Origin of the sequence: Novosphingobium sp. PhB55, from assembly GCF_004368805.1 — a bacterium.
Classification (GTDB): Bacteria; Pseudomonadota; Alphaproteobacteria; order Sphingomonadales; family Sphingomonadaceae; genus Novosphingobium.
Genome location: NZ_SODQ01000008.1, coordinates 21,778 through 44,436, shown reverse-complemented (window position 1 = coordinate 44,436; position 22,659 = coordinate 21,778). Strand labels below are relative to the sequence as shown.

At 67.2% G+C, this 22,659-nt stretch carries 14 protein-coding genes; 3 read left to right on the top strand and 11 right to left on the bottom strand.

Translation table 11 applies throughout. The annotated features are described in order from the left end of the window. Positions 1-133 precede the first annotated feature (133 nt). Positions 134-361 (top strand): helix-turn-helix transcriptional regulator, encoded by a 228-nt coding sequence (locus EDF57_RS19840; RefSeq protein ID WP_031342197.1) that lies wholly within the window; start codon positions 134-136, stop codon positions 359-361. On the opposite strand, the gene EDF57_RS19835 is transcribed toward EDF57_RS19840, so the two are convergent. From EDF57_RS19835 to EDF57_RS19805, 7 genes are all read right to left on the bottom strand, one after another. Beyond that, positions 327-1,091 carry a 4'-phosphopantetheinyl transferase superfamily protein gene (locus EDF57_RS19835; RefSeq protein WP_134095485.1) on the bottom strand — a complete coding sequence of 255 codons (765 nt, stop codon included), beginning with the start codon at positions 1,089-1,091 and terminating at the stop codon, positions 327-329. The two genes, EDF57_RS19840 and EDF57_RS19835, sit on opposite strands and share 35 nt — an antisense overlap. Further along, positions 1,088-2,065, bottom strand: coding sequence for a glycosyltransferase family 2 protein (locus EDF57_RS19830; RefSeq protein WP_134095484.1), 978 nt, complete (start codon positions 2,063-2,065; stop codon positions 1,088-1,090). The genes EDF57_RS19835 and EDF57_RS19830 overlap by 4 nt, the downstream gene beginning before the upstream one ends. Continuing rightward, entirely contained in the window at positions 2,062-8,502 is a 6,441-nt protein-coding gene (locus EDF57_RS19825) for a type I polyketide synthase (protein ID WP_134095483.1), read from the bottom strand. The genes EDF57_RS19830 and EDF57_RS19825 overlap by 4 nt, the downstream gene beginning before the upstream one ends. Before the next feature lie 3 nt (positions 8,503-8,505). Continuing rightward, on the bottom strand, positions 8,506-13,206 hold the full coding sequence (locus tag EDF57_RS19820) for a MupA/Atu3671 family FMN-dependent luciferase-like monooxygenase (protein WP_134095482.1): 4,701 nt from the start codon (positions 13,204-13,206) through the stop codon (positions 8,506-8,508). Positions 13,207-13,330: 124 nt separating this feature from the next. Further along, positions 13,331-14,245 (bottom strand): glycosyltransferase family 2 protein, encoded by a 915-nt coding sequence (locus tag EDF57_RS19815; RefSeq protein WP_134095481.1) that lies wholly within the window; start codon positions 14,243-14,245, stop codon positions 13,331-13,333. Beyond that, complete coding sequence (locus tag EDF57_RS19810) at positions 14,242-15,414, bottom strand: glycosyltransferase family 2 protein (RefSeq protein WP_134095480.1); 1,173 nt, start codon at positions 15,412-15,414, stop codon at positions 14,242-14,244. The genes EDF57_RS19815 and EDF57_RS19810 overlap by 4 nt, the downstream gene beginning before the upstream one ends. Then, on the bottom strand, positions 15,414-16,277 hold the full coding sequence (locus tag EDF57_RS19805) for a 2OG-Fe(II) oxygenase (protein WP_132265605.1): 864 nt from the start codon (positions 16,275-16,277) through the stop codon (positions 15,414-15,416). Before EDF57_RS19805 ends, EDF57_RS19810 begins: the two co-directional genes overlap by 1 nt. A 164-nt stretch (positions 16,278-16,441) precedes the next feature. On the opposite strand from EDF57_RS19805, the gene EDF57_RS19800 reads away from it, so the two are divergent. Together EDF57_RS19800 and EDF57_RS19795 are read left to right on the top strand one after the other, a co-directional pair. Continuing rightward, the gene (locus EDF57_RS19800) at positions 16,442-17,665 is read left to right on the top strand and encodes a glycosyltransferase family 4 protein (RefSeq protein WP_134095479.1); all 1,224 of its coding nucleotides are present in this window, start codon (positions 16,442-16,444) and stop codon (positions 17,663-17,665) included. Next, a complete protein-coding gene (locus EDF57_RS19795; protein WP_134095478.1) occupies positions 17,662-19,044 on the top strand; it encodes an oligosaccharide flippase family protein in 1,383 nt (460 codons plus the stop codon). Before EDF57_RS19800 ends, EDF57_RS19795 begins: the two co-directional genes overlap by 4 nt. Before the next feature lie 104 nt (positions 19,045-19,148). Here EDF57_RS19795 and ssb read toward each other — a convergent pair whose 3' ends face one another. The 4 genes from ssb to EDF57_RS19775 form a co-directional block, all read right to left on the bottom strand. Next, a complete protein-coding gene (ssb, locus tag EDF57_RS19790; RefSeq protein ID WP_134095477.1) occupies positions 19,149-19,679 on the bottom strand; it encodes a single-stranded DNA-binding protein in 531 nt (176 codons plus the stop codon). 81 nt (positions 19,680-19,760) lie between these two features. Then, positions 19,761-21,605 carry a ferrous iron transporter B gene (locus EDF57_RS19785; protein ID WP_132265598.1) on the bottom strand — a complete coding sequence of 615 codons (1,845 nt, stop codon included), beginning with the start codon at positions 21,603-21,605 and terminating at the stop codon, positions 19,761-19,763. Then, the gene (locus EDF57_RS19780; RefSeq protein ID WP_132265596.1) at positions 21,602-21,841 is read right to left on the bottom strand and encodes a FeoA family protein; all 240 of its coding nucleotides are present in this window, start codon (positions 21,839-21,841) and stop codon (positions 21,602-21,604) included. The genes EDF57_RS19785 and EDF57_RS19780 overlap by 4 nt, the downstream gene beginning before the upstream one ends. A 157-nt stretch (positions 21,842-21,998) precedes the next feature. Beyond that, positions 21,999-22,652, bottom strand: coding sequence for a COQ9 family protein (locus EDF57_RS19775; RefSeq protein WP_134095476.1), 654 nt, complete (start codon positions 22,650-22,652; stop codon positions 21,999-22,001). Positions 22,653-22,659: the final 7 nt, after the last annotated feature.

Below are 22,659 nucleotides of genomic sequence, written 5' to 3'. Positions count from 1 at the left end.
GCCGCCCCCCGTCGCCAAAATATAGCGTGACTCGAATCTTCGCCAATGCAACATTTGCCATTGAGGCTCGGTAAAAGTCTCAATGGAAGGTAGGGGGGTTCGATAATCATCATCGAAATGTAGGGGGAAATTCATGTACAGATTTGACAATGAAGCTGTGCAACTTACCGCTCGTGAATTGGATGTCTTACGCTTTGTGGCCATGGGACGGTCTGCAAAGGAAACGGCGATCGAGCTTAATATTGCGCCCTGCACGGTCGAGCGGCATGTCGAAAACGTGCGCCTCAAGACCAGAACACGTAATCGTGCGCATATGATCGCTCATGTCATCCGCGAAGGGCTCCTGCAGCTCCACCAGTAACGGAGCCTGCAGGAAAAAGCCGATGGTTCCGATCAGACCGGCTCATCCGGATGCATCGGGCCCAGGCGACCAGCAGGTCGTCCTTCAGGTCGTAGACGTGACTTTCCACAGGAGAGCCGTCGATTTCAACGAGAGCTGACCCCGGGTCAACGTCGCAATCGAATGACGAAGGTGCTATGGCAAGACCGCGTCCCAGCGCCTTCACGCAGGCTTCCTTTCGTACCCACACCGTCAGGAACGCGCGGCTGTAGCTGGACGCGTCCTTATCGGAAAGCCGCTGCCGCTCGCGCGCGGTGCAATGGAGATCGGCCAGTTCGGCCGCTTCGGCAATCGGCCGCAGACGCTCGGCATCGACGCCGATGTCATGGTTCCACGACCAGCCCACAACGATACTTTCGCCGCTGTAGCTGAGACTGCACTTTGCCTCCGGGGTATTCGTCAGCAGCGGCTTGCCATGAGCATTGGCTTCGTAAGTCTGGCGCGCGGTCGGGATGCCGGTCCAGTATTCGCCCAGCAAGCGCAAGGCTCCATGCGCGACACGGTAGCGGTTGGCGAGTTCGGGAAAGCGGAACCGTGCTGCACGGGCCTGTTCCTTGTCGGAGAGGCTGGCTGCGAGCCGAGGATCGACGCGAGCCGGGACCGTGATCCGCCAGAGGCCGAATGGCGCTGAAAGCCTCACGGCCGCAAGCCCCAGCGAACGCACATCCCTTTCCCAGCCAGTTCCGTTCATCTGCGGCGCGGGAAGAAGGCACTGTGCCGCGCGAAATCGGCCAGGAGTCGCGGCGGGTCCAGGCTCTGCTCCCGGCGCAAGGCCTGTTTGGCCAGAAACACCGAATGGGATGCCATCCAGGCGAGATCGGCGAAGAGCGCATAGATGCGGCCGTGGTTCTTGCGAAAATAGCGGCGACGGGATTCGAACCAATATGCCGGCATCCGCCGCGGCTTTGCCTGCGGGTCAGTAATCCCGGTGCTCTGGCCGGAAATGTGAAGCACGCAGGCCTCCGGCAGATACCAGCACTCCCACCCTTGCCCGCGGACCGTGCGGCACAAGTCCGTTTCCTCGTAGTAGAGAAAATAACCCTCGTCGAAGCGCAGGCCCTCCCACAGCAGGGCGGGCCGGATGGCGAGGCTGGCGCCGCTGACCCAATCCGCGCGTTCCGGCCGGTCCCCCATCCTTCGCAGCAGGGCGTGGCGCGCCAGCAGACGGGAACTGGCCTTCCATCGCAGTCCCCGCTCGATCTCGCCCAGGATCGAGGGAAACCGGAAGGCAAAAGGCCATGGACTTCCATCGGCTTCGAGCAGCGCCGTTCCGACCAGCCCGGCCGCCGGCGTGCTCGCCATGAAATGCGCCAGCGCGCGCGCCGCGCCGGACATGACGCGGGTGTCGGGATTGAGCAGCCAGACCAGATCCGCCGGTCTTTCCTGCGCCAGGGCAAGGTCGATGCCCTGGTTGTTGCCCGCCCCGAAGCCGCCATTCACCGGGGAGCGGACGACGCGCGCCCAGTTCCAGTCCTGCTGCAGGAGGGCGGCCTCTATCGCATCGGCCGATCCGTCGCGGGAATCGTTGTCGATCACGAAGGCCCTCAGCTGCAGCCCTTCTCCCGCTTCGGCCGCCAGGCTTTCCAGGCACGAGACGACCAGTTGCGCCGTCCGGTAGTTCACGATGACCACGTCGATGGCGTGGAACGGCAGGTAATCGCTCATTCGGCCGCGACCCCGATGAGGTCCTGGGCCAGTGGTTCGAAAGAGGCCAGCGCGGCATCGAGCGCGTCCTGGAACAAGGGAGCAAGGCGCTCGACGTAAGGTTCCTGGAGGTTGCTGCTGTGTCCGCCCGGAATGTCGACGATCACGATTTCATCGCGTACGCGCTTGCCCCAACCGAGCGCATAGTCGCGGTATGTCAGGCTGTAGGGCGTGTCGTCGACCAGGCCGGTATCGTCGCCGGCCTTGAACAGGGCCACGGTGCCGCCCTCGAAGATCCCGGCAGGTCGATGCTCCTTGTGAGCGACTTCATAGAGCTTGAGGAAGGGGATCGATGCCGGTCCGCCCGGCTCGCTCGCTCCCGCCTTGTGCGCGCGCATCGTTCGCACCGTGCGGCGATCCTCGGCCTGCCGCAGGCGGGAGCCGACCTCCCAGCGCGCAGCGTTCCAGGCCCGCCGTCCGATGTCCGGCAGCACGCCCAGGGCTCCCGTCCGCGTCACGAGGCCGCGCAGGCGGGCAAGACGCAACCGGGTCGTGAGGAACCGGAACTTGCGCGCTTCCACGTCGGCGGCATCGATAATGCCCACGAAGGCCACCTGCTCCCCGCTATCCTGGAGTTGCCGGGCCATTTCGAAGGCAATGACACCGCCCGCGCAGAGCCCGGCGAGAAGATAGGGCCCGGCGGGCTGCACCGTGCGCAACCTGGCCACGTAATGTGCCGCCATCTCGTCGATCCGGGTATGGGCATAGGAGCCGTCACTGCGCCGGAGCGGCTCCATGCCCACGACGTCACGGCTCCTGTCCAGCCTTAGCGCCAGTCCGCGATAGAGCAAAGTCTCGCCCAGCCCGTCATGAACGAAGAACAGCGGAGTGCGCGCCCCGCCCTTTCGGACGGTGACGAGGCCGACCGGCCCCTGATCGGCATTCGCCGCCTCCGCCGGTCGATCTGCCAGGCTGCCCGGATCGACGATCGCCGCCAGGTTAGCGACGGTCGGCTGTCCCAGCATCGCCGCCAGGGGCAGCGTCTTGCCGGTGCGCTTGCGCAGGCGATTGGTGAACTGGACGGCCAGCAGCGAATGGCCGCCCATGTCGAAGAAGTTGTCGTTTCGTCCGATCGCGGGCACGCCCAGAAGATCGCACCACAAGTCCGCGATGACCCGCTCGGTTTCGGTTCGGGGAGCATCGGCGGGATCGCAGGCCACCCCGGTCGCGGCGGGCTTCGGCGGCTGCCGCAGGGCCGCGAGCACTGCGTGGAGATCGTAAGGCGAAATCACCAGATGCGGCCGCCCTGCCCCCGAAAGCAGGCGCGAGACGATTTCCGCGCCTTCCTCGGGACGGATGCCCATTCGCGGTCCGGGTTCGGGAACACCTGCCGCATCGACGGAGCCTGACGAAGACGCCGCAGCGGAAAGGTTCATCGCCGTGCGGATCATCGTGAAGTCGCTGGCCTCCGCCAGCACCCTTCCATCGGGATCGGTGATCGTGACATCGAACACGGCCGTCTGGCCGCCGTCGTTCGCGCTGGGACGATGGCGCACATGGCTGACGATCCGCGCCGGCAGCGGTGCATGGAGCACCAGTCGGCGATAAGTGAAAGGCGCAAGGAAATCGCGCTCGGGGTCGCGTCCGGGAATCAGTGACTGCGCGCCCGCCGTCGCGAAGTCGAGCATAGCGGGGTGCAGCAGGATCTGTTCCAGCTCGCCTTCGAAGGCTGCCGGCAAGTCGATATGGAGCAGCGCTTCGCCGTGTCCGATCAGCGTCTTCGAAAGGTTCTGCCAGCGCGGCCCGAAGCGAAGACGGGGCTGGTCTTCGCTGCCGCCCCGGCCGAGGCGGCAGCGAGCCGCGATCGCATCGAGGTCCAGCGTAGCGCGGAGCGGCGCTGCTGCATGACTGCTGACAGTCCCCCGGGCATGCTCCGTCCACGCCCCGCGATCCCCAGCAGAGCGACCGAGCACGGCGACCCGCCAGCCCTCCTCCCCCGCGGGGCCATCCTCCTTGCGCACATGAACCCTGAGATCGCGCGCTTCGCCGTCGGCAACGGAGAAAGGTTCGAGAAACGTGAAATCGCTTAGCTCCAGCGGCCCCGGCTCGACCATGGCCACCGCGGCACGGGACAGCTCCAGGTAAGCCGTGCCCGGCAGCAAGGCGCCTGCCGGCTGCTGCTCGCGGATCATCCGGTGCTCATCCAGCACCCAGTGTTGTTCGGGCGAGAGCGTTCCGGCCAGCACGAACTCGCCGTGCGAAAGGGAATGCGCACGCGTCAGGAAGGGGTGCGCGAAAGGACGACCCTTGCCGAGATCGTCTGCGAGCGCGGTTCCGACGCCCTGCCCCGGCCCCTGCCGTCCGCCCTGCGCGGCCGCCATGCCCACTTCGGCCCATTGGCTCCAACCGGCAGATACCACGCGCGTGACCGGATCGTGCCGCCGCGACTGGGCATAGGCATCGAGGAAAGCATTGGCCGCGGCATAATCGGTCTGCCCCGGCAGCCCGGCAAAGGCACTGATCGACGAGAACAGCATCAGGAATTCGGGAGGCCGCCCCGCCATGGCCTGCTCAAGGGCCAGAGTGCCCGCGATCTTCGGCCGCAGCACGGCCTCCATGGCCGAGCGGCTGCGGGTCTCGACCAGTTCGTCATCCAGCGCGCCCGCCGTGTGAAAGACGCCCGATATCCTGCCGAACCGGGCTTCGACGCGGCGCACGGCGCGGCGCAGAGCGCGCAGATCGCCGACATCGGCAATCACGAGTTCGACTTGCGCGCCCGCCGCCTCAAGGGCCGCGATCTGCCGCAGCTTGTCTTCCACGGCCAGTGGCAGATCACCTGCCTCCAACAAGGCGCTCCAGCGCGCGCGTTCGGGCAAGGCGGTGCGGGAGAGCAACGCGATGTTCGGCGTGCAAGTCCGCGCGAGGTGGTGCGCGATGGTCAGGCCGATGCCGCCGAGACCACCGGTAATGAGATAGGTTCCGCCTTGCGCGAGCCAGGAGGCGGCACCCCCTGCGGGCGCGCCTGAAGAAGCGGCGCGATGGCCCAGCACCCACCGCTCGCCCGCTCGAAAGGCTACGTCCCGGCCATCTGCCGACACCGGCTCGCGGATCAGCGCGTCCACGGTTCCTTCCAGCGCCAGAGCGTGCTGCGTTGCGGGTTCGATATCCACGGCGCGGAACAGCAGGCCGGGATACTCGGTGGCAAGGCTTCTGCGCGCGCCGAGCGCCGTGGCCTTGATCGGCGCGACATCGCGGTCTCCGGCGATGCGCTGCGCGTGGTCGGTGATCAGCAGGACTTCCACTTCGGCGCCGTCGCAAGCCGCGGCAAGCTCCGGCGCCATCGCCGCGAGCGCGAAAAGACCGTGATCCAGCAGTGCATCGTGAGGGTCGCCGGTCTCCCCGGTCACGAGCCAGGCGTGATAGATCCGGCCGGGCAGCAGGCTGCGTTCCGCAAGGGCCGCGAACAGCCAGTTCCAGTCCTCGCGGTGGGAAGGGCGAACGACGAAATCCTCGACATCGCGTTCCGCGCGGCGCCGACCGGCGCGCACGGTCACGACATCGACGCCTGCGCCGCGCAGCCGCGCGACCAGACGGTCAGACAGGCCGCGATCGTCGCAAAGCACCATTGCCGGCTGTTTCGCGGGCTCGCGATCGGGAGCGTCCTCCCGCGCCCAGACCGGCTCGTAGATCCAGTCCGCAAGTTCCATCCGCGTATCGGGATCGGCCTCGGCCAGATCGTGAGCCCCGGCGCTGCCCATAGCAGCGGATGGCTCGATCCAGTGACGCTGCCGGTCGAAGCGGTATGTCGGCAGCGGCAGGCGCAAGCGGCGCTCCCCGCTCCAGAAGGCGGTCCAGTCCACCGCGACGCCCAGTGACCACAACTCGCCCAAGGCCTGCAGGAAGCGGGCATCGTCGGGGATGTCCTGATCGGGGTGACGCATCGAATTGACGACCGGCTGCAAGGCTCCGCGTCCCGGATGCTGCCGCGCCAGGCTCGTGATCGACCGGCCGGGGCCGACTTCCAGAAGAACCCGCTGGGGATCGCCCAGCAGGCATTGCAGACCGTCAGTGAAGCGCACCGGTTCGCGCAAGTGGCGGACCCAGTATCCGGGATCGGTCGCTTCGGCCGCCTGCACCCAGTTTCCGGTGAGATTGGAGGCGAAGGGAATGCGCGGCGCGTGGAAGGTGATTGCCGCCAGCATAGTGCGGAACGCGGGCAGGATCGGATCGAGCATGGGCGAATGCGCGGCGACCGTGATCGGGATTGGCTGGGCTTCGATTTCGCGCGCGGCCAGCGTCTCGTGAAACTGCGCGATCGCCGGTGCCGCCCCGGAGACGACGCATAGGCGCGGACCGTTGATCGTCGCGATCGACAAGTCGGGCGGCAAGAGCGGCGCCAGTTCCTCTTCCGCCATCGCGACGCCGAGCATGGCTCCAGCGCCGGTCTGCTCGAACAGCATGCCGCGCGCCTGGACGATGCGCAGTCCGCTTTCGAGGTCGATCACCCCGGAAATGTGCGCCGCTGCATATTCGCCGCAGCTGTGGCCGATCATCGCGCCCGGCTCGACGCCCAGCGAGATCCAGAGCCGGGCGAGTGCGGTCTGGACGATGAACAGCGCGGGCAAGGCGAGCGAGGGCCGCTCCAGTTCGGCGGCGGCATTCGCGCGGTCGGCCTCGCTGGGGAAGAGCCAGCGGCGCAGGGCGTTCGGGGCGATCCGGTCCAGCAGGTCCAGCCCGCGATCGACCTGAGCGCGAAATAGCGGCTCGCTTTCGTAGAGTCCGCGCGCCATGTCGACATGCTGGGGACCGCCGCCGCAGAACAGGAAGGCCACGCTCCGGCCGGGAATTGCGGCCCCCTGGCTCTTGTCCTCGGCCGCTGCGGTCAGCGCCGCCGCCATGGCCTCGGGCGCCTCACCGGCGGCCACGGCGAAACCGCGCATGGGCAGTTCACGCCGTCCGGTGCTCAGAGTGAACGCCGCGTCGGCCAGAGAAATATCCGGCCTTGCGGTGACATGCCCGGCCAGCGCCGCGAGGTTCGCGGCCAGCGCAGTTTCGCTCTGGCCCGAGGATATCAGCAACTGGTGGCGGCGGCCCGGCGTGCCTTCCCTGCGCAGCGGGGCTTCTTCCATCACGACATGAGCGTTGGTCCCGCCCACGCCGAGTGAACTGACCCCGGCGCGACGGGGGCTGTTATCGCGCCGGGGCCAGGCTTCCCGCGAATCCTGGATGCGCAGCGGGCTCGTAGCGAATGCGCAGTCAGGATTGGGCGCCTCGAAATGAGGCACTGCGGGAAGTTCCTCGTGACGCATCGCCAGCGCCACCTTGATGACCCCGGCAGCACCCGCTGCCGTGTCGGTATGACCGATATTGGCCTTGACCGAGCCGAGCCCACAGGGCCTTGTTCGGGGGGCGGATTGCCGGAAGACTTGCGTGAGCGCGGCCACTTCGATGGGGTCGCCGATAGGCGTGCCGGTGCCATGAGCTTCCACGTAGTCGACCTCGGACGGATCGACACCGGAGACCGCCAGCGCCTCCGCAATCACGGCGGCCTGACCTTCGACGCCCGGCGCGAGATAGCCCACTTTGCCGCTTCCGTCGTTGTTGATCGCCGATCCGCGCAGCACCGCGTGGATATGGTCGCCGCTTTCGATGGCGTCGGCCAGGCGGCGCAGGGCCAGTATGGCGACGCCGCTGCCGAACACTGTCCCTTGCGAGCCGGCATCGAAAGGCCGGCACTTTCCGTCGGGTGAGAGAATTTCGCCGGGCTCATAGAGATAGCCCTGGCGGTGCGGCAGTTCGATCGAGACCCCGCCCGCCAGCGCCATGTCGCATTCGCCGGAGAGCAGGCTCTGCGCGGCCATGTGGATCGCCACCAGCGAAGTCGAGCACGCGGTCTGGACATTGATGCTCGGCCCCTTGAGGTCGAGCAGGTAGGAGGCGCGGGTCGTCAGGAAGTCCTTGTCGTTCCCGGTGTGGCGCAGCAGGAACAGGCCGGTGTCCCGCACCAACCGCCGGTTGCCGAGCAGGTTGTATGGCATGTAGGCGTTGTGCCCGGATCCCGCGAAGACGCCGATCACCCCGCCGAAGCCCTGGGGCGTGTGCCCGGCATCTTCCAGTGCCTCCCACGAGCATTCGAGGAAATGCCGGTGCTGCGGGTCCATGATCGCGGCGTCCCGCTGGCTGAGACCGAACAGCGCGTCGTCGAAGCATTCCATGTCTTCCAGCGGGGCCCCGCGCCGGACATAGTGGGGATTGCGCAGGAGTGCGGGACTGACACCGGCCGCGATCAGTTCGTCCTCGCTGAAGGTCTCGATCCCCTCGCGCCCTTGACGCAGCATGTCCCAGAACGCCTCCGGGCTTCGTGCGCCCGCAAATCGGCAGGCCATGCCGACGATGGCGATGGAGCTGGCGTCAGGCGCGCCGTCGCGGTCTTCGAAAGAACCGAATGCCTGGTCCATCGTTCAGGTCCTTGCCACGGTGCGAACGGCGCCCCGGCGTGCCAGGGCGGCACGGCGGGCCATCGCCCGATCCTGGCCCTCGCGCGTCGCGGCCGCGTCTTCGGCCTCGCCCGAGAGATGGGCCCCCAGCGCCGCGATGGTCGGGAAGCGGAAGATGTCCGTCAGGACCACGGGGCGCGACGCCGCGGCGGCCAGGCGGCGGTGAACCTGGATCGCCAGCAAGGAATGCCCGCCGATGTCGAAGAAGTTCTCCTCGCGCCCGACATGCGGCACATGCAGCAGATCGCACCAGACTTCCCGGATCTGCGCCTCGATCGGACTGGCCGGCGTTTCCACCGGATCGCGCCGAGGTTCGCTCTCTCGAACGGCGCCCGGCTCCGGCAGAGCCTTGCGGTCGATCTTGCCGTTTGGCGTGCGCGGCAGCGCGCCCAGCAGGATGAGGCTTCCCGGCACCATGAATTCGGGCAGTTGGCGCCGCAGGTGTTCGCGCAACCGGTCCCGCAGCGCATCGAACGGAGCCGCGGCGCTGGTACCGGCGACATAGCCGATCAGACGCGTGGCCGCGCCTTCGCTGCGGGCCACGACCACGGCCTCCGCAACTTCGTGATGCGCGGCCAGAGCGGCTTCGATCTCACCCAGCTCGATCCGGTACCCTCGTATCTTCACCTGGTGGTCGAGCCGACCGAGGAATTCCAGCGTTCCGTCGGCCCGCTGCCGCGCCAGGTCGCCGGTGCGATAGGCGCGCGCGCCGGTGACGAACGGATGAGCCACGAAGCGCTCGGCGGTCAGTTCGGGCCGGCGATGATAGCCGCGCACCACTCCCGCGCCGCCGATCACGAGTTCGCCCGGCGCCCCGGGCCTGACAGGTTCCAGCCTGCGGTCGAGAATGTAGATCTGTTGGTTGGCCAGCGGACGGCCGAGCGGCGGCGCGTTGTCCTGCGCGGTCACGTCATGGACGGCAGACCAGACTGTCGTTTCCGTCGGCCCGTACATGTTCATCACGGAGCCGCGCACAAGCCCGCGCATGTCCTGCGCGAGGTGGGGCGGGAACGCCTCGCCCCCCACCATGAGCCGCCTGAGACCGGCCAGGGCAGGACGCGCCGCCGGGTCGCTCGCCAGGGTCTGGAGCAGCGACGGGGTGCACTGGAGATGGGTCACGCCGTGACGGGCCATGAGGGCGTGCAGCGCGGGTTCGCCGGTCCCGCTCGATACGTCCGCCTGTGCCAGCCCCCGAAGCCGGTCGATGGCCGGAAGATGCGCAAGGACGCGTTCGGTCTCGATGCCGAAGTCGATCAGGCAGCCGATCTCGTCGACGCCCAGTTCTCCAAGACGCCGGACCAGCGGCAGGTTGTCCTCCGGCGTGCCGAACAGGCCGCTCGTTTCGAAGTAGCGCTCGAAAGCATGTTCGAGCAGCGCTTCGGTCTCTTCTTCGCTGAGGGCACCGAGATCGACCTGGGTATCGGCGGCAACACCGCCGGGACGCCGGAACGCGGGGAAAGCCCAGGCATGCTGGTGCAGCAGCGCGGTGGAAGTGCGCAGGTATTCGATCAAAGGCCCGCGCACGGCGTCGCGTACCGATGTTTCGTCTTCGCCCAGGAACGTATGGAGCATCAGGGTGGCGTGGCCCTCGCCGGCATGCCCGGCCTCGCGCCAGGCCTGACGATAGGCGGCTATCTTCTCGGCCACTTCCTCGATCGACTGTCCGAGCAGGTGAGTGAGGACGTAGGCGCCGACCCGTCCGGCTTCGATGAAGGTCTCGACGTTTCCGGCCGAAGTGATCCAGCATGGCAGTTCGCCCTGCACCGGACGCGGGTACGTGAGCACTTCGACGTCGCTCCCCAGCGGCCCCGGGAAACGTCGCGCCTCCCCGCGCCAGAGGGCGCGCACGTCTTCCATGCAGGCCTTGAGCGTACCGGGCCGGTCGGCGAAAGCCGAAGGGTTGAGCACGAAATCGTTTGGCTGCCAGCCGGAAGCGAATGCCAGTCCGACGCGTCCTCCCGAGAGATTGTCCACCAGGGCCCATTCCTCCGCGATCCGCAAGGGATGGTGGAGCGTGCCGACGACGCTGCCCGCCCGAATGCCCACGCGAGAGGTGACGGCGGCGATCGCAGCGGAAGCTACCGAGGGGTTGGGATAGGGACCGCCGAACGCGTGGAAGTGGCGCTCGGGCGTCCACACGGCCTCGAACCCATGCTCGTCGGCGAACCGCGCGCCCTCCAGCAGGAGCCGGTAGTTCTCGGCGGCGCTGCCCGCGCTCGAACTGGCGAAGTAGAACAGGCTGAAGCCGGTGTGGCGCGTCGGCTGGGCAAGGGAAACATCGCCCCTCACCTGCCGCTCGGACGCAATGACGACATGATATCCGTGCATCAGCGGCCAGAGCAGTTCGAGCACCGAGATGTCGAAGCTGAGACTGGTGACCGCCAGCCATGTCCCTTCCGGCTCGATATGGCCTTCCATTCCGGCGAAGAAGTTGAGCAGGTTGCGATGCTCGACGACGACGCCCTTGGGCAGCCCGGTCGATCCCGAGGTATAGATCATATAGGCGAGACTTTCCCCGCCCACGCCGCTCTCGAAGACTTCGGGCGAGAAGGACGCGCTTTCGCGGCGCAGATCTTCCATGCAGAGCACTTGCGCTTCGCCGTGCGGCAGGGCGTCCTTCAGCGCCGTTTCACTGACGATCAGGGCCATTCCGGAATCCGCAACCATGTGCGCAAGGCGGTCTTTCGGGTAGGCCGGGTCCAGCGGGACGTAGCCGCCCCCCGCCTTGTGCACGGCGATCAGGCAGGCGAGCATTTCCACCGAGCGGGAGAGGTGCAGGCCCACCAGGGTTTCCGGCCCTACGCCGCGCGCCGTCAGGAGCCGTGCCATCCGGTTGGACAGAGCTTCCAACTGACCATAAGTGAGAGAGGTAGCGCCTGCGGTCACTGCCACGCGGTCGGGCGTCGATGCGGCCTGATCGGCGAAGGCGCTGCACCATGTCGCCCTATCGGCAAGCGGGGCGGGCCGCCCGTTCCACACTTCGAGCACGCACGCACGCTCCGCATCCGATAGCAGCGACAGCCGTCCCAGATCGGTGTCCGGTGCCGCACGGAACGCCGCCTGGAATATCTCGAACGCGGTCAGCAGATCTTCGGCCTCTGTTTCCGGCAGCCGCGCCGCGTCGTATGTCCAGCGGCAGGCGCCGTCCGAAGTGCAGATCGCCAGTTCGAGCACGGTCTCCCCGAACGGTACCGCATCGTCGAACCTGTCTACCAGACGCACCGCGATCGGGTGTTCGATGCTCGCCTTGCCGCGCAATTCGGGGCAGCGGGCGAGAAGGTCCGCCGAATAGCCGACATGGCGGTGCAGCGCGGCGATCTCCTGCTCGACATGCTCGACCAGCAAGGCCAGCGGCGCGCCGAAATCGACCGCGACTTTGAACGGCAGTTCGTGCGCGAACCAGTTCGACACGTCTTCAAGCCGTGCCTGGCTGACCGCATCGGCAAAGCCGACTTCCACGCTTTCCCGGTCCGCCATGCGCGCCAGCCAGCCGATGACGGCTGCGAGCGCCTCGGCTGCGCGTCCGGTCGGGACCGTAGCGTCCAGCCGGTGCCATCGCGATGGCTCGCCTTCGCGGAGCGGGCGAAACGAAGGCAATTGCAGGCTGTCGCGCTGCCGCAGCCGGCGGCGCCACCACGCTTCGTGACGCCCGGCCGCCGCATCGAGCAAGTCGAGACGAGCCTGGCGGGATGCATCGAGCGACTGGAATGCACCGGCAGCGTAGCCGTCCAGCCCCGACAAGGCCGATCCATCGAGCGCCGTCATGCGATCGATCCGCAAGTCCCGGTCGCCGGTTGCCACCACCGGCCGCTCGCCGCCGGATAGCAGCGTACCCGGCGCTCGTCCCGAACGGCCGGCCAGCACGGTGACCTGCTGAACGAGCACCAGGCCTTGCGCCAGCACCGCCTTGGGCAGGCCCATGGGGTTGGCATAAGGCCCGAAGTCCAGCGCCGACACGAGCCGGGCGATTTCCTCCGCGGAACGGGTCCAGTCGATCGTCCCGGCCGCCGATGGTCTATGCGCGCGCCCGAACATGCGGACCGGAGCATGGGGCTGCGGCGCGGCAGCGACAACCGCGCCGTCCAGGTCGTCGACGATACGCGAGAAACTGCGCAGCCCCGCTTCGAAGCAACGCGTGTTGAGCGAAAAGGCGGTTTCGCCGTCACTCACGCTGATGGGCTCGGCAGCCAGCACCGCACCTTCATCGACGGCGCCCGTCATGAGGTGCCAGGTGACGCCGTGGTCCCGCTCGCCTTCGAGTAGCGCCCAGACCGGCGTGTTGAGGCCGCCTCGCGCGGGCAGCGGGCCATCGTGGAAATTGATCGCTCCGCGCGCCGCAAGCGACAGGACTTCGCCGGGCAGGATAGCAAGGTTGGAAATGCTGAAGATCCAGTCGAGCGGAGCGCTCCCCTCGGCCAGCAGGTCGCGCGCGCGGGTCAGCACCCGAATGCGGCTGCGACGCGCCCAGGCCGCGGCGGGCGACCCTTCGGCCGCCACCACGGCCACGATCTCGTGCCCCCGCGCCCGCAGCAATTCGCCGCATTCGACCAGCAGAGTTTCCTCGCCGATCAGCACGGAGCGATATCCGGTGTCAACGGCGCCCGCGCCTGGCGCCGAGATGTCGACGATAGTGCCCTCCACCACCGGATCGAATGTCGCATCCATGGGTATTCTCCTTAGGTTCCGAGCGTAACGGCTCGCCGGCAGCGAAGCCATTTCGTCAACTCGGTGCGGAAATTCATGGTGCTGGAAATTGTGGTGGAAAGTTCGGTAATCTCGTCCCGGCGTTTTACTTGTATTCGATCAGGCGCGTCTCTCCGGTCGGAGCCTTTCGGCGCATAGATCGCCACCAATATTGCAATTGCCCCTGAAAATGCGGGATCTTCCCGAGGGTGATGAAGCTCGCCACCAGCGGCCCGCCGCGCCGACATATCCGCGCCCAGAGCACGGGCCAGAGCAGCCACATCGGCGGCATCGCCCATATGACGTTGCTCGCCACGGCATGGCGCAAGCGGACATTGCCCTCCCCGCGCAAGGCGAACGCCTCGGCCGTTGCATAGCCGCTGCGGCGGTTGCGCTGCCACCATTGGGCAAAGCGCGTCATCGCCGCATCGTGGACCGTCATTTCCGCATCGACCCGGCGGATAAGCCAGCCTTGCCTGCGGATCCGGTGACACAAGTCCGGTTCCTCACCGGCGATCAGGTCTTCGCGAAAGCCACCGACGCCGCGAAAGGGCGTAACGCGAAACAGGGCATCGCCGCCGCATGTCTCACGCAGACCTACCGGCGTGTTCCACTCGTGATCGCAGAGGCGGTTGTAGGGGCTGGCACCCGGTGCCCGCTCGCGCCGACGGCCACAGACGGCGGCGAGCCCCGCGTCTGAGCGGATCGCGGCCAGGGCCCGGTCCAGCCAGCCTCTGACAAGTTCGCAGTCGCCATCGATGAAATGCACCAGTTCCAGTTCGGGATGGCGGCTCGTCAGCCAGGCGAAGCCGGCGTTTCTCGCGCGCGCCGCGGTGAAAGGCACGGCGGGATCGAGTTCGACCACCGGCAGCCCGCGCGCTCCGGCCAGCGCCACGCTGTCATCGGTGGAACCGGAGTCGACATAGACCGCCAGCGATGACTGGCGCAGCACGCTGTCTATGGACAGGCCGAGCCGCGCCCCTTCGTTGCGGCCGATGATGACGAAGCCGACGACGCTCATGGATCACGCTCCGTTCGCAGCCAGACCCGCTCGCGCCGCGTGACGAACTGCGCGAGAAGCGGCATCTTCCAGATGACATAGCCAGGTATTCGCAACAGGCTCGCCAGCGGCAGCATCGCGCGTGCATGATACCACCATGCGGCGAGCAATGCCGATCCCAGACAGGCTTCCACGCCCAACAGAACCTGCAACGCAAGGCCAAAGCCACTCGCAGCCGTCACCAGGATCGTGGCGAGCACCAGCAGAAGCAGAAGCAGCACGGTGGGCGGCACCAGCAGGTCCAGCGCGACCAGCGCCAGCCCCCCACGCCCGCGGCGCAGCGCGGCCGCAAGCAGCCGGGGCGCATATCGACAGGCCGTCTGCATCATGCCGTGCTCCCAGCGCCGACGCTGGCCCGCGGTCGCCTGACGCGAGCTGGCCGCACTGGTGAAGCGAGCCGTTTCGGCAAAGACGACCCGGAGCCCGGCCAGGAGCAGATCGAGGCCCATGTCGAGATCTTCGACCAGCGAGGATGTCCAGCGCATCCGCTCAAACGTCGCCCGCGGAAAGGCCATGCCCGAACCTTGCAGCAGCGTCATGCCCGCCAGACGCTGGAGCCCTGACTGGCGGACGAGGTTCTTCACGAGAAAAGCGAAGCAGGACACCCGCACCATGGCATCTGCGCCCGGCGGCGGTTCCATGAGATAGGCACCCTGAACGACGGCGCGGCGCGCTTGCGATAAGGAGGCCAGCGCCGCCAGAGCGCCGCTTTCGGGAACGCAGTCCGCATCCAGCACGATGACCACGCGCGGTCCCTTGAGCGATGGTGCCGAGGCCAGGTAGTCCCGCCCGAATTCGAGCGCATGGCCTTTTCCGCGCTCCGCCGGATCGGTCCGCTCCACCACGACAGCGCCGAGGCCGCGGGCGATGGCGGCCGTGCCGTCGGTGCAGTTGTCGGCCACCACGACGAGCGCGTCGCAGCCCCGCAACTGAGCCATGACAGCCGCGACGACCTGCGCGATCCCCGATGCTTCGTCATGGGCGGGCATGAGCACGATGAAAGGCGGCGGCGCCGCGGTCATGTCCTGCCCGTGCCGACGCGGCAACAGGCCCAGCGCGCATTCGATGGCCAGCATGGCGGCGGGAACCGAGATCCCCAGCGTCACCGCCCAGATGCCCGCCTCGATCATCAGGACGCCGCCGTGGCGGGGTCGATGGGCACCGTTTCGAGCGGCTCACGGTTGCGGCGCTGGAGGATCGGTGGAAGCCAGTCCGATTTGAGATTGTGAAGCCGAACTCTCCAGTCGGCCTTGTCGCCGCTGCCGGGGCGCGCGCGAAAATCCGTGGTCCGCTCGATCGCCGGCAGGCTCGCGCCGATCGCTGTATAATAATAAGTGGCGATCGAACGGCGGGAGCGGCCCGCGGGACAGGCCAGCGGATCGGGATGGCCGTGGTAAGTGTCGCGGTCGGTGCTGAAGATCACCGCACGGCCGAATTCGGGCTGGATGCTGCGCTCGGCGCGGGTCATGCCACGGTCCCAGAGTTCCAGCGCCCCGCCGTAGCCCGGCATCCATTCCTCGTTGAGGTAGATCAGCAGGTTGAGCCGCCGCTCCACTTTCATCCCGCCGTGGTGCGGAAAGTCGGCATGGATCCCCAGATGCCCCCCACGCCGGGTCTCATGCAGTCCGGCGCCCGCATGATAGGGATCGGCGATCAGCCCCCGGATCCCGGTCAAGGCCGAGAGAAACGCCAGGAAAGCCCGCGAGTTCAGCTCCGCGAAAAGCATGCGCGTAACCGGCCCGCTGCACTGGTCGGGTCGGAACTGGAACTTCAGGCGCTCCTGGTCCCGGTCGAAGAAGTCGCGCCCCTCGCTGTCCGGGAATTCCTCGCAGACCTTGCGCAGGACTTCCGGCGCCAGAAAATCGTCGAGCATGACATGTGGAAAGGGCTGGTTTCCGCGATATTCGGCCGCCTTCGCCGCACCAGCGGCCTTGCACGCCTCATGGTCGAAGCACTTGTAGCCGCCAAGGTCGGTCATCTCCAGAAACGCCATTGCACCCCTTTCCGCGCCGCCGCGCCCCATCGGAGCCCGCCGATCGAGGATAACCGCGCACACCCGCGCCCGGCAGGCAGGAAACTCCCTTGGAAGTTCTCATGATCGACAGCTTTCGGTCTGCTCCGTAGGCTTTCCAGGAACCCGCAGCGGGAGGTATCTGCGTGCACATCGGGCTATGCTCTCCCCATTGGCCGCCTTCGCTGGGGGCCAATGGCATCGTCAGTTACGTTGCCGCCGTGCGCGACCATTTCATCGCCCGCGGGCACGAAGTATCGGTCATCTCGCAGGAGCGGCTCTACGCGAGCGACGGCAGCGCCGTGCCGCTGGCGGCACGCGGCGCAGGCAGGATCATGGCGTCGATCGGGGAGAAGTTCGCCCGCCTGCGCGAGGATGCGAAAGGGGCCTTGCCCGAAGTCGGCCGGAACGTCGCGCGCCAGATTGCCGCGGCCCACCAGATCCGGCCTTTCGACATCGTCGAGATGGAAGAGAGTTTCGGCTGGTCCGAATCTGCCGGCCGCGCCATCGCCGCGCCGGTCGTGACGCGGCTCCACGGGCCACAGGCCCTGAAGCCCCCGCGCCATCTGACCGATGAGGAACTGCGCGACGAACGCGATCGCTGCGCGGCGGAGGCGCGCGCCGTGCGCAGCGCTCCGGTCGTCACCGCGCCCACGCAGGCGATCATGGCCGGCGCCTGCCGCAGCTACGGACGCGATCCGGCGCAAACTTCGGCAGTGATCGCCAACCCTATCCGCCTGCGCGCCAATACGCCGCGATGGAGCCTGGAGGGGGCCGATCCCGACCATGTGCTGATGGTCGGCCGGTTCGACTTCTGGAAAGGCGCCGATACGATGCTGCTCGGCTTCGAGCACCTGCTCCGTCTTCGGCCCCATGCCCGACTGACGATGGTCGGCCCGGACGAAGGATTGGAGACCAGGCCGGGAGAACGGCTGAGCTTCGAACAATTCGCCCAAGCCCGGCTTTCGCCGGAGGTCCGGGCCCGGATCACCTATCGCGGCCTGCTGAAGCCTGCCGAGATCCTGCCGCTGCGGATGAGCGCGATGGCGACCGTCATCAGTTCGCGCTGGGAGAACTTCCCCTACATCCTGCTTGAAGCGATGGCCGCCGGAAGCCCGCTGGTTTCGACCGATTGGCCAGGCGCCGACGAGATCGTCCTCGACGGCCGGAGCGGCCTGCTCTCGCCGGTGGCCGATCCCGCACCGCTTGCCCTGGCGCTGGACCGTCTTCTGGGAGATCCCCAGCGCGCCGCGGCAATGGGCCAGGCCGCCCGCGATCGCTGCGCGGCGGAGTTTTCGCTCGAAGTCGTGGGGGACAAGCTGCTCGACTGCTATGCCCGCACGATCGGCCCCGCCGGGTGCCGGCCATGAACGAGCATGCCGCCAGCCCGGGCTGGCCATCGTTCGCCGCGCCGCGCGGGCTCTGGAGCCGCCTGCGCGAACTGGCGGCGCGCGACACCAATGTCGTCATAGTTTCGGTCATCCTCAACAATCTGCTGCGCGCCGTTTCCGGCATGGTGCTGACGCGGCTGCTGGTGCCGGAAGTCTTCGGCATTTCGGGCGTCATCGCCTCCGTCCAGTTCACGGTCGCACTGGCCACCGACCTCGGCTTCCAGGCTTTCGTCGTCCGTCAGGAAAACGGCGAGGACAAGCGCTTCCTCGACACGGTCTGGACGGTTTCGCTGATCCGTTCCCTGTTGCTCGCGCTGACGCTGGCCGTGCTGGCGCTGCCCTTGTCCCAAGCCTTTGGAAAGCCCGACCTGGCGCCGTTGATCGCGGCTTCGGGGCTGACGTTCGTGATCGAGGGACTGACCTCCACGAGCCTGCTCACCGCCCTGCGCCATCGGCAGATCCTGCGTCTCTCGACTCTGGAACTGGCGGCGATGGTGGCGCAGATCGCCGCCAGTGCCGCGCTGGCCTGGGCCTGGGGGTCGTACTGGGCGATCCTGGGCGGGCTTTTCGTCAGCGGGCTGCTGAAAGTCCTGTTCAGCTACACGCTTTTCGCCGATTCCCGGCGCCGGCTCCGCCTCGATCCCCAGACACTCAAGGCCCTCTGGGCCTTCTCCCGCTATGTCACCGGATCGAGCATCATCTTCCTGCTGATCTCGCAATGCGACAAGTTCGTGCTGGCAAAGCTCATGCCGCTGGATCGGTTCGGCTTCTACATCCTGGCCGGTAACCTCGCCTCCGCACCGCTCGGCTTCGCCGCCAATTATGCGAGCCGGGTCCTCTATCCGACATATGCCCAGCTCTGGCGAGACGGCGCGCAGGACCTGCGCCGCCAGTTCTATGAAAAGCGCCGGCTGCCGGCTCTGCTCTATGGCTTCGCCACCGGCGGCATCATCGGCAGCGCGCCGCTGATCGTGGGCGTGCTCTATGACGACCGCTACGCCGACGCGGCGGGCTACCTGCAGATCCTGTGCCTGTCCTCGCTCCTCGCGCTGCCGTCCAACGCCGCGAACGAGGCGCTGACCGCCACCGGCCGGATCCGCGCCACCCTGGAAGCGAGCGTGGTCAAGCTGGTGTGGCTGTCCGGCGCTGGATCTGCCGGTTATCTCCTATGGGGACAGCTCGGCCTGGTCCTGGCCGTCGGCCTCATGGAAGCGCCCGCATTGGTGATGAAATGGGTGCGCCTGCGCTTTGCCGGGCTGCTCGACATGCGCGAGGAGCTTCTGTTCCTGGCGGCCGGACTGGCCGGGACGGGCTGCGGCTTCATCGGCGCACGAGTTCTGGCACCCTTCCTGACATAAGGTCCCGCGTCGCATATCCCCTGTTTGGCACTAACGAAAAACCCCGAGAGCGACAGGCTCCCGGGGTTTTCGATTTTCATGTCGTCCGGCAGAGGCCGAAACGATCAGAACGGAATGTCGTCGTCCAGATCGTCGCCGAAGCCGCCGCTGCTGCCGGTCCGGCCCCATTCGTCACCGCCGCGCGAACCGCCGCCCGAACGCGAACCGCCGCCCGAGGAGCCGCCTTCGCCCCAGCCGCCGCCGCCACGAGCGCCGCCACCACCGGCGCCGCCGCTGCCACCCTGGGCACCGTCGAGCATGGTCAGCACGCCGCCGATGCCGCCTACCGACACTTCGGTGGTGTAGCGATCATTGCCGTTCTGGTCCTGCCACTTGCGGGTGCGCAGCTGGCCTTCGATGTAGATCTTGGAACCCTTGCGCAGGAACCGCTCGACCACGCCGACGAGGCCTTCGCTCTGAATCACCACGGAGTGCCACTCGGTACGCTCCTTGCGCTCTCCGGTGGCGCGGTCCTTCCAGTTTTCCGAGGTGGCGATGCGCAGGTTGGCGATGCGCCCGCCGTTCTGGAACGACTTCACTTCGGGATCGGCTCCGAGGTTGCCGATCAGAATGACCTTGTTGACACTGCCTGCCATGATGGAATCGCTTTCTTCTGAATCTCGGCGAACGGGTTAGCGAATGGAGCGGCCCTGCGCGAGTCTGCCGCCCCGGGTTTTCTACAATCCCGCGCCCACCGCGATCCAGTAGGTCACCCCCGCCGCCAGGTAGGCCAGGCCGAAAAGGTATACCAGCATGAACGTCGGCCATTTCCAGCCGTTGGTCTCACGCCGGGTCACGGCGATGGTGGACATGCACTGCGGGGCGAAAACGAACCAGGCCAGGAAGGCCAGCGCCATCGGCAGGGTCCAGCGGCCCTTGAGACGGTCGCCCAGTTCGACGGCCTGCTGGTCCTCGTCGTCGCCCGCGTCCACCGCATAAGTCGTCGCCAGCGAGGATACCGCCACTTCGCGCGCAGCCATGGCGGGGATCAGCGCCAGCGCCATGTCGCGGTTGAAGCCGATCGGTTCGACCACCACGGCCAGGCCGTTCGCCAGCTTGCCCGCGATGGAGGCATCGACCTGGCTCTCGCCGGGCTTGGCCTGCGGGAAGTTCAGCAGGATCCAGAGCACCACGGTGACCGTGAAGATGATCGTACCGGCGCGGCGCAGGAAGATCCACGCGCGCTGCCACAGGCCGATCGCCATGTCCTTGAGGCGGGGCATCTGGTACTTCGGCATTTCCATGATGAAGCCGGAAGCGGCGCCCTTGGTGATCGAGCTGCGCAGCAGCAGCGCGACGACCATGGCCCCGACAATGCCCGCCACATAGAGCGCGAAGAGCACCACGCCCTGGAGGCCGATGCCCCAACCGAGATTGGTGTTCGGGATGAAGGCGCCGATAATCACGGCATAGACAGGCAGGCGCGCCGAGCACGTCATCAGCGGGGCGATCAGGATCGTCGTCAGGCGGTCCTTGGGATCCGTGATCGAGCGCGTCGCCATGATCCCGGGAATGGCGCAAGCGAAGCTGGAGAGCAGCGGAATGAAGCTGCGTCCCGAAAGCCCGACATAGGCCATCAGTCGATCCATCAGGAACGCCGCGCGTGCCATGTAGCCCGAGGCTTCCATCGCCAGGATGAAGGCGAAGAGGATGATGATCTGCGGCAGGAACACGACCACCGAGCCGACGCCGGAAATGACGCCGTCAGTCAGCAGGTCGCGCACCAGGCCGGGCGGCATGGAGGCCTTCACCGTATCGTGAAGCCAGCCTGCGCCCGCGTCCAACCCGTCCATCAGCGGCGCTGCCCAGGCGAACACGGCCTGGAACACCACGAACAGGAACGCGAAGAGAATGAGCGGCCCCAGCCAGGGGTTCAGCAGGACCTGGTCCAGACGCGCGTGAAGCCGGTGCTGCTTCGATTCCGAAAGGATCGCGGCATTGGCCATGGCGTGGGCGGCGACGCGGCGCTCGGTCGGCCCGAGGTCGGTCAGGCCTGGTCCGGCGTGGCGCGTTTCGGCCGAGGCGATCGCCTCGCCCAGTTCGGCGAGCCCGCGGCGGCGCACGGCCACCGTCGGCACCACGCGAACGCCCAGTTCTTCCTGCAACACGGCCGCGTCGAGCACGAGCCCGTCGCGTTCGGCAAGGTCCACCATGTTGAGCGCGACGACGGAAGGCTTGCCCAGCGCCAACAGTTCCTGCGCAAAGACCAGGTGCTGTTCGAGGTTGGAGGCATCGAGCACGATAACCAGAACGTCCGGCTCCGCCTCGCCTGCGAACTTGCCGGCGATGACCTTGGAGGTCACTTCCTCGTCGGGGCTGGTGGCGTCGAGGCCGTAGGCGCCCGGAAGGTCGGTCATCTCCACCGGCTCGCCCGTCGGCAGCACCATGCGGCCCGACTTTCGCTCCACGGTCACGCCGGGATAGTTCGCGATCTTCTGTCGGGCGCCGGTAAGCGCGTTGAACAGCGCGCTCTTGCCCGCATTCGGGTTCCCGACGAGGGCGATCTTGCGCTGGCGGCTCATAACGGCGAAACTTCCATGGCGACGGCGTGGGCACGGCGCACGGCAATCGTCATGCGCCCGATGGTGATGGCGATCGGGTCGCGCCCGCCGGCGACGCCCCGGTGCGCCACGGAAACCGTCGCGCCTTCCTCCAGGCCGAGCGCGCGAAGGCGGCGCGCCTCTTCGGGAACCAGTGCATTCCAATCCACCGCGACGATTCGAGCGCGCTGGTCAATGGGGAGAAGATCCAAAGTCATGCCGCTCCGCTGCCAGATCAGCGCAGCGATTGCAACTTGTTCGCAATAACTAACAAACCCTGATCCGATTGCCGACAACCTCTCCCGATGCCGAAGCGCGTTTCATCAGCCCCTAGGCCCCCAGGGAAGGCTCCAGCGACCCAGCACGGCCGGCCGGTCAGCGGGCCGGATAACGCAGCCGCCCGAGCAGGCGCACCAGGCTGATGCGTTCTTCCGGCGCGCGCAGGAACTGGGCCTTCGTCTTCTCGAAGCGAATGATACCCTCGATCCGGCGATCCAGGAAAGCACGGGTTTCCGCCTTGTCGGCGCTCTTGTCCGAAGCGAAGACCCGCAGAGTCGCCGCATAGATCCCGCCCAGGATCGTGCGTTTGGTATAGTGGTTGTAATCGGTCGCGGTATCGCCCGCGAGCCGCCACATGGCATCCGCGCTGTTCCACCCCAGACGCAGCGAAGTACGCAGGTTCTGCGGCAAAGCCATGATCGTCAGCGCCCGGTTCAAGGCTTCCTCGCGGCCCGCCACGGCTTCGAGACGGGCCATGACCAGACGGCGGATACGCTCGCGAATGGAGACGCCCTGCAGCGATGACGCCGGGGTGGAGCGCTCCATCTGCTGGTCGACATGGCTGACCCAGGCCGAGATCATCGCCATCGGACCTTCGCGGAAGGCGAATTCCGCCAGCGCCGCGTCGATGCCGGCAAGACGCGCCGCCTGTCGGACGGCGTCCATCGTCCAACCGTCGAACACGGCGGCATCGGCAATGGCCGGCGCAAGCTGGCGGCGCAGACCTTCGAGTGTTTCTGGCTCTTGCATCATCGCG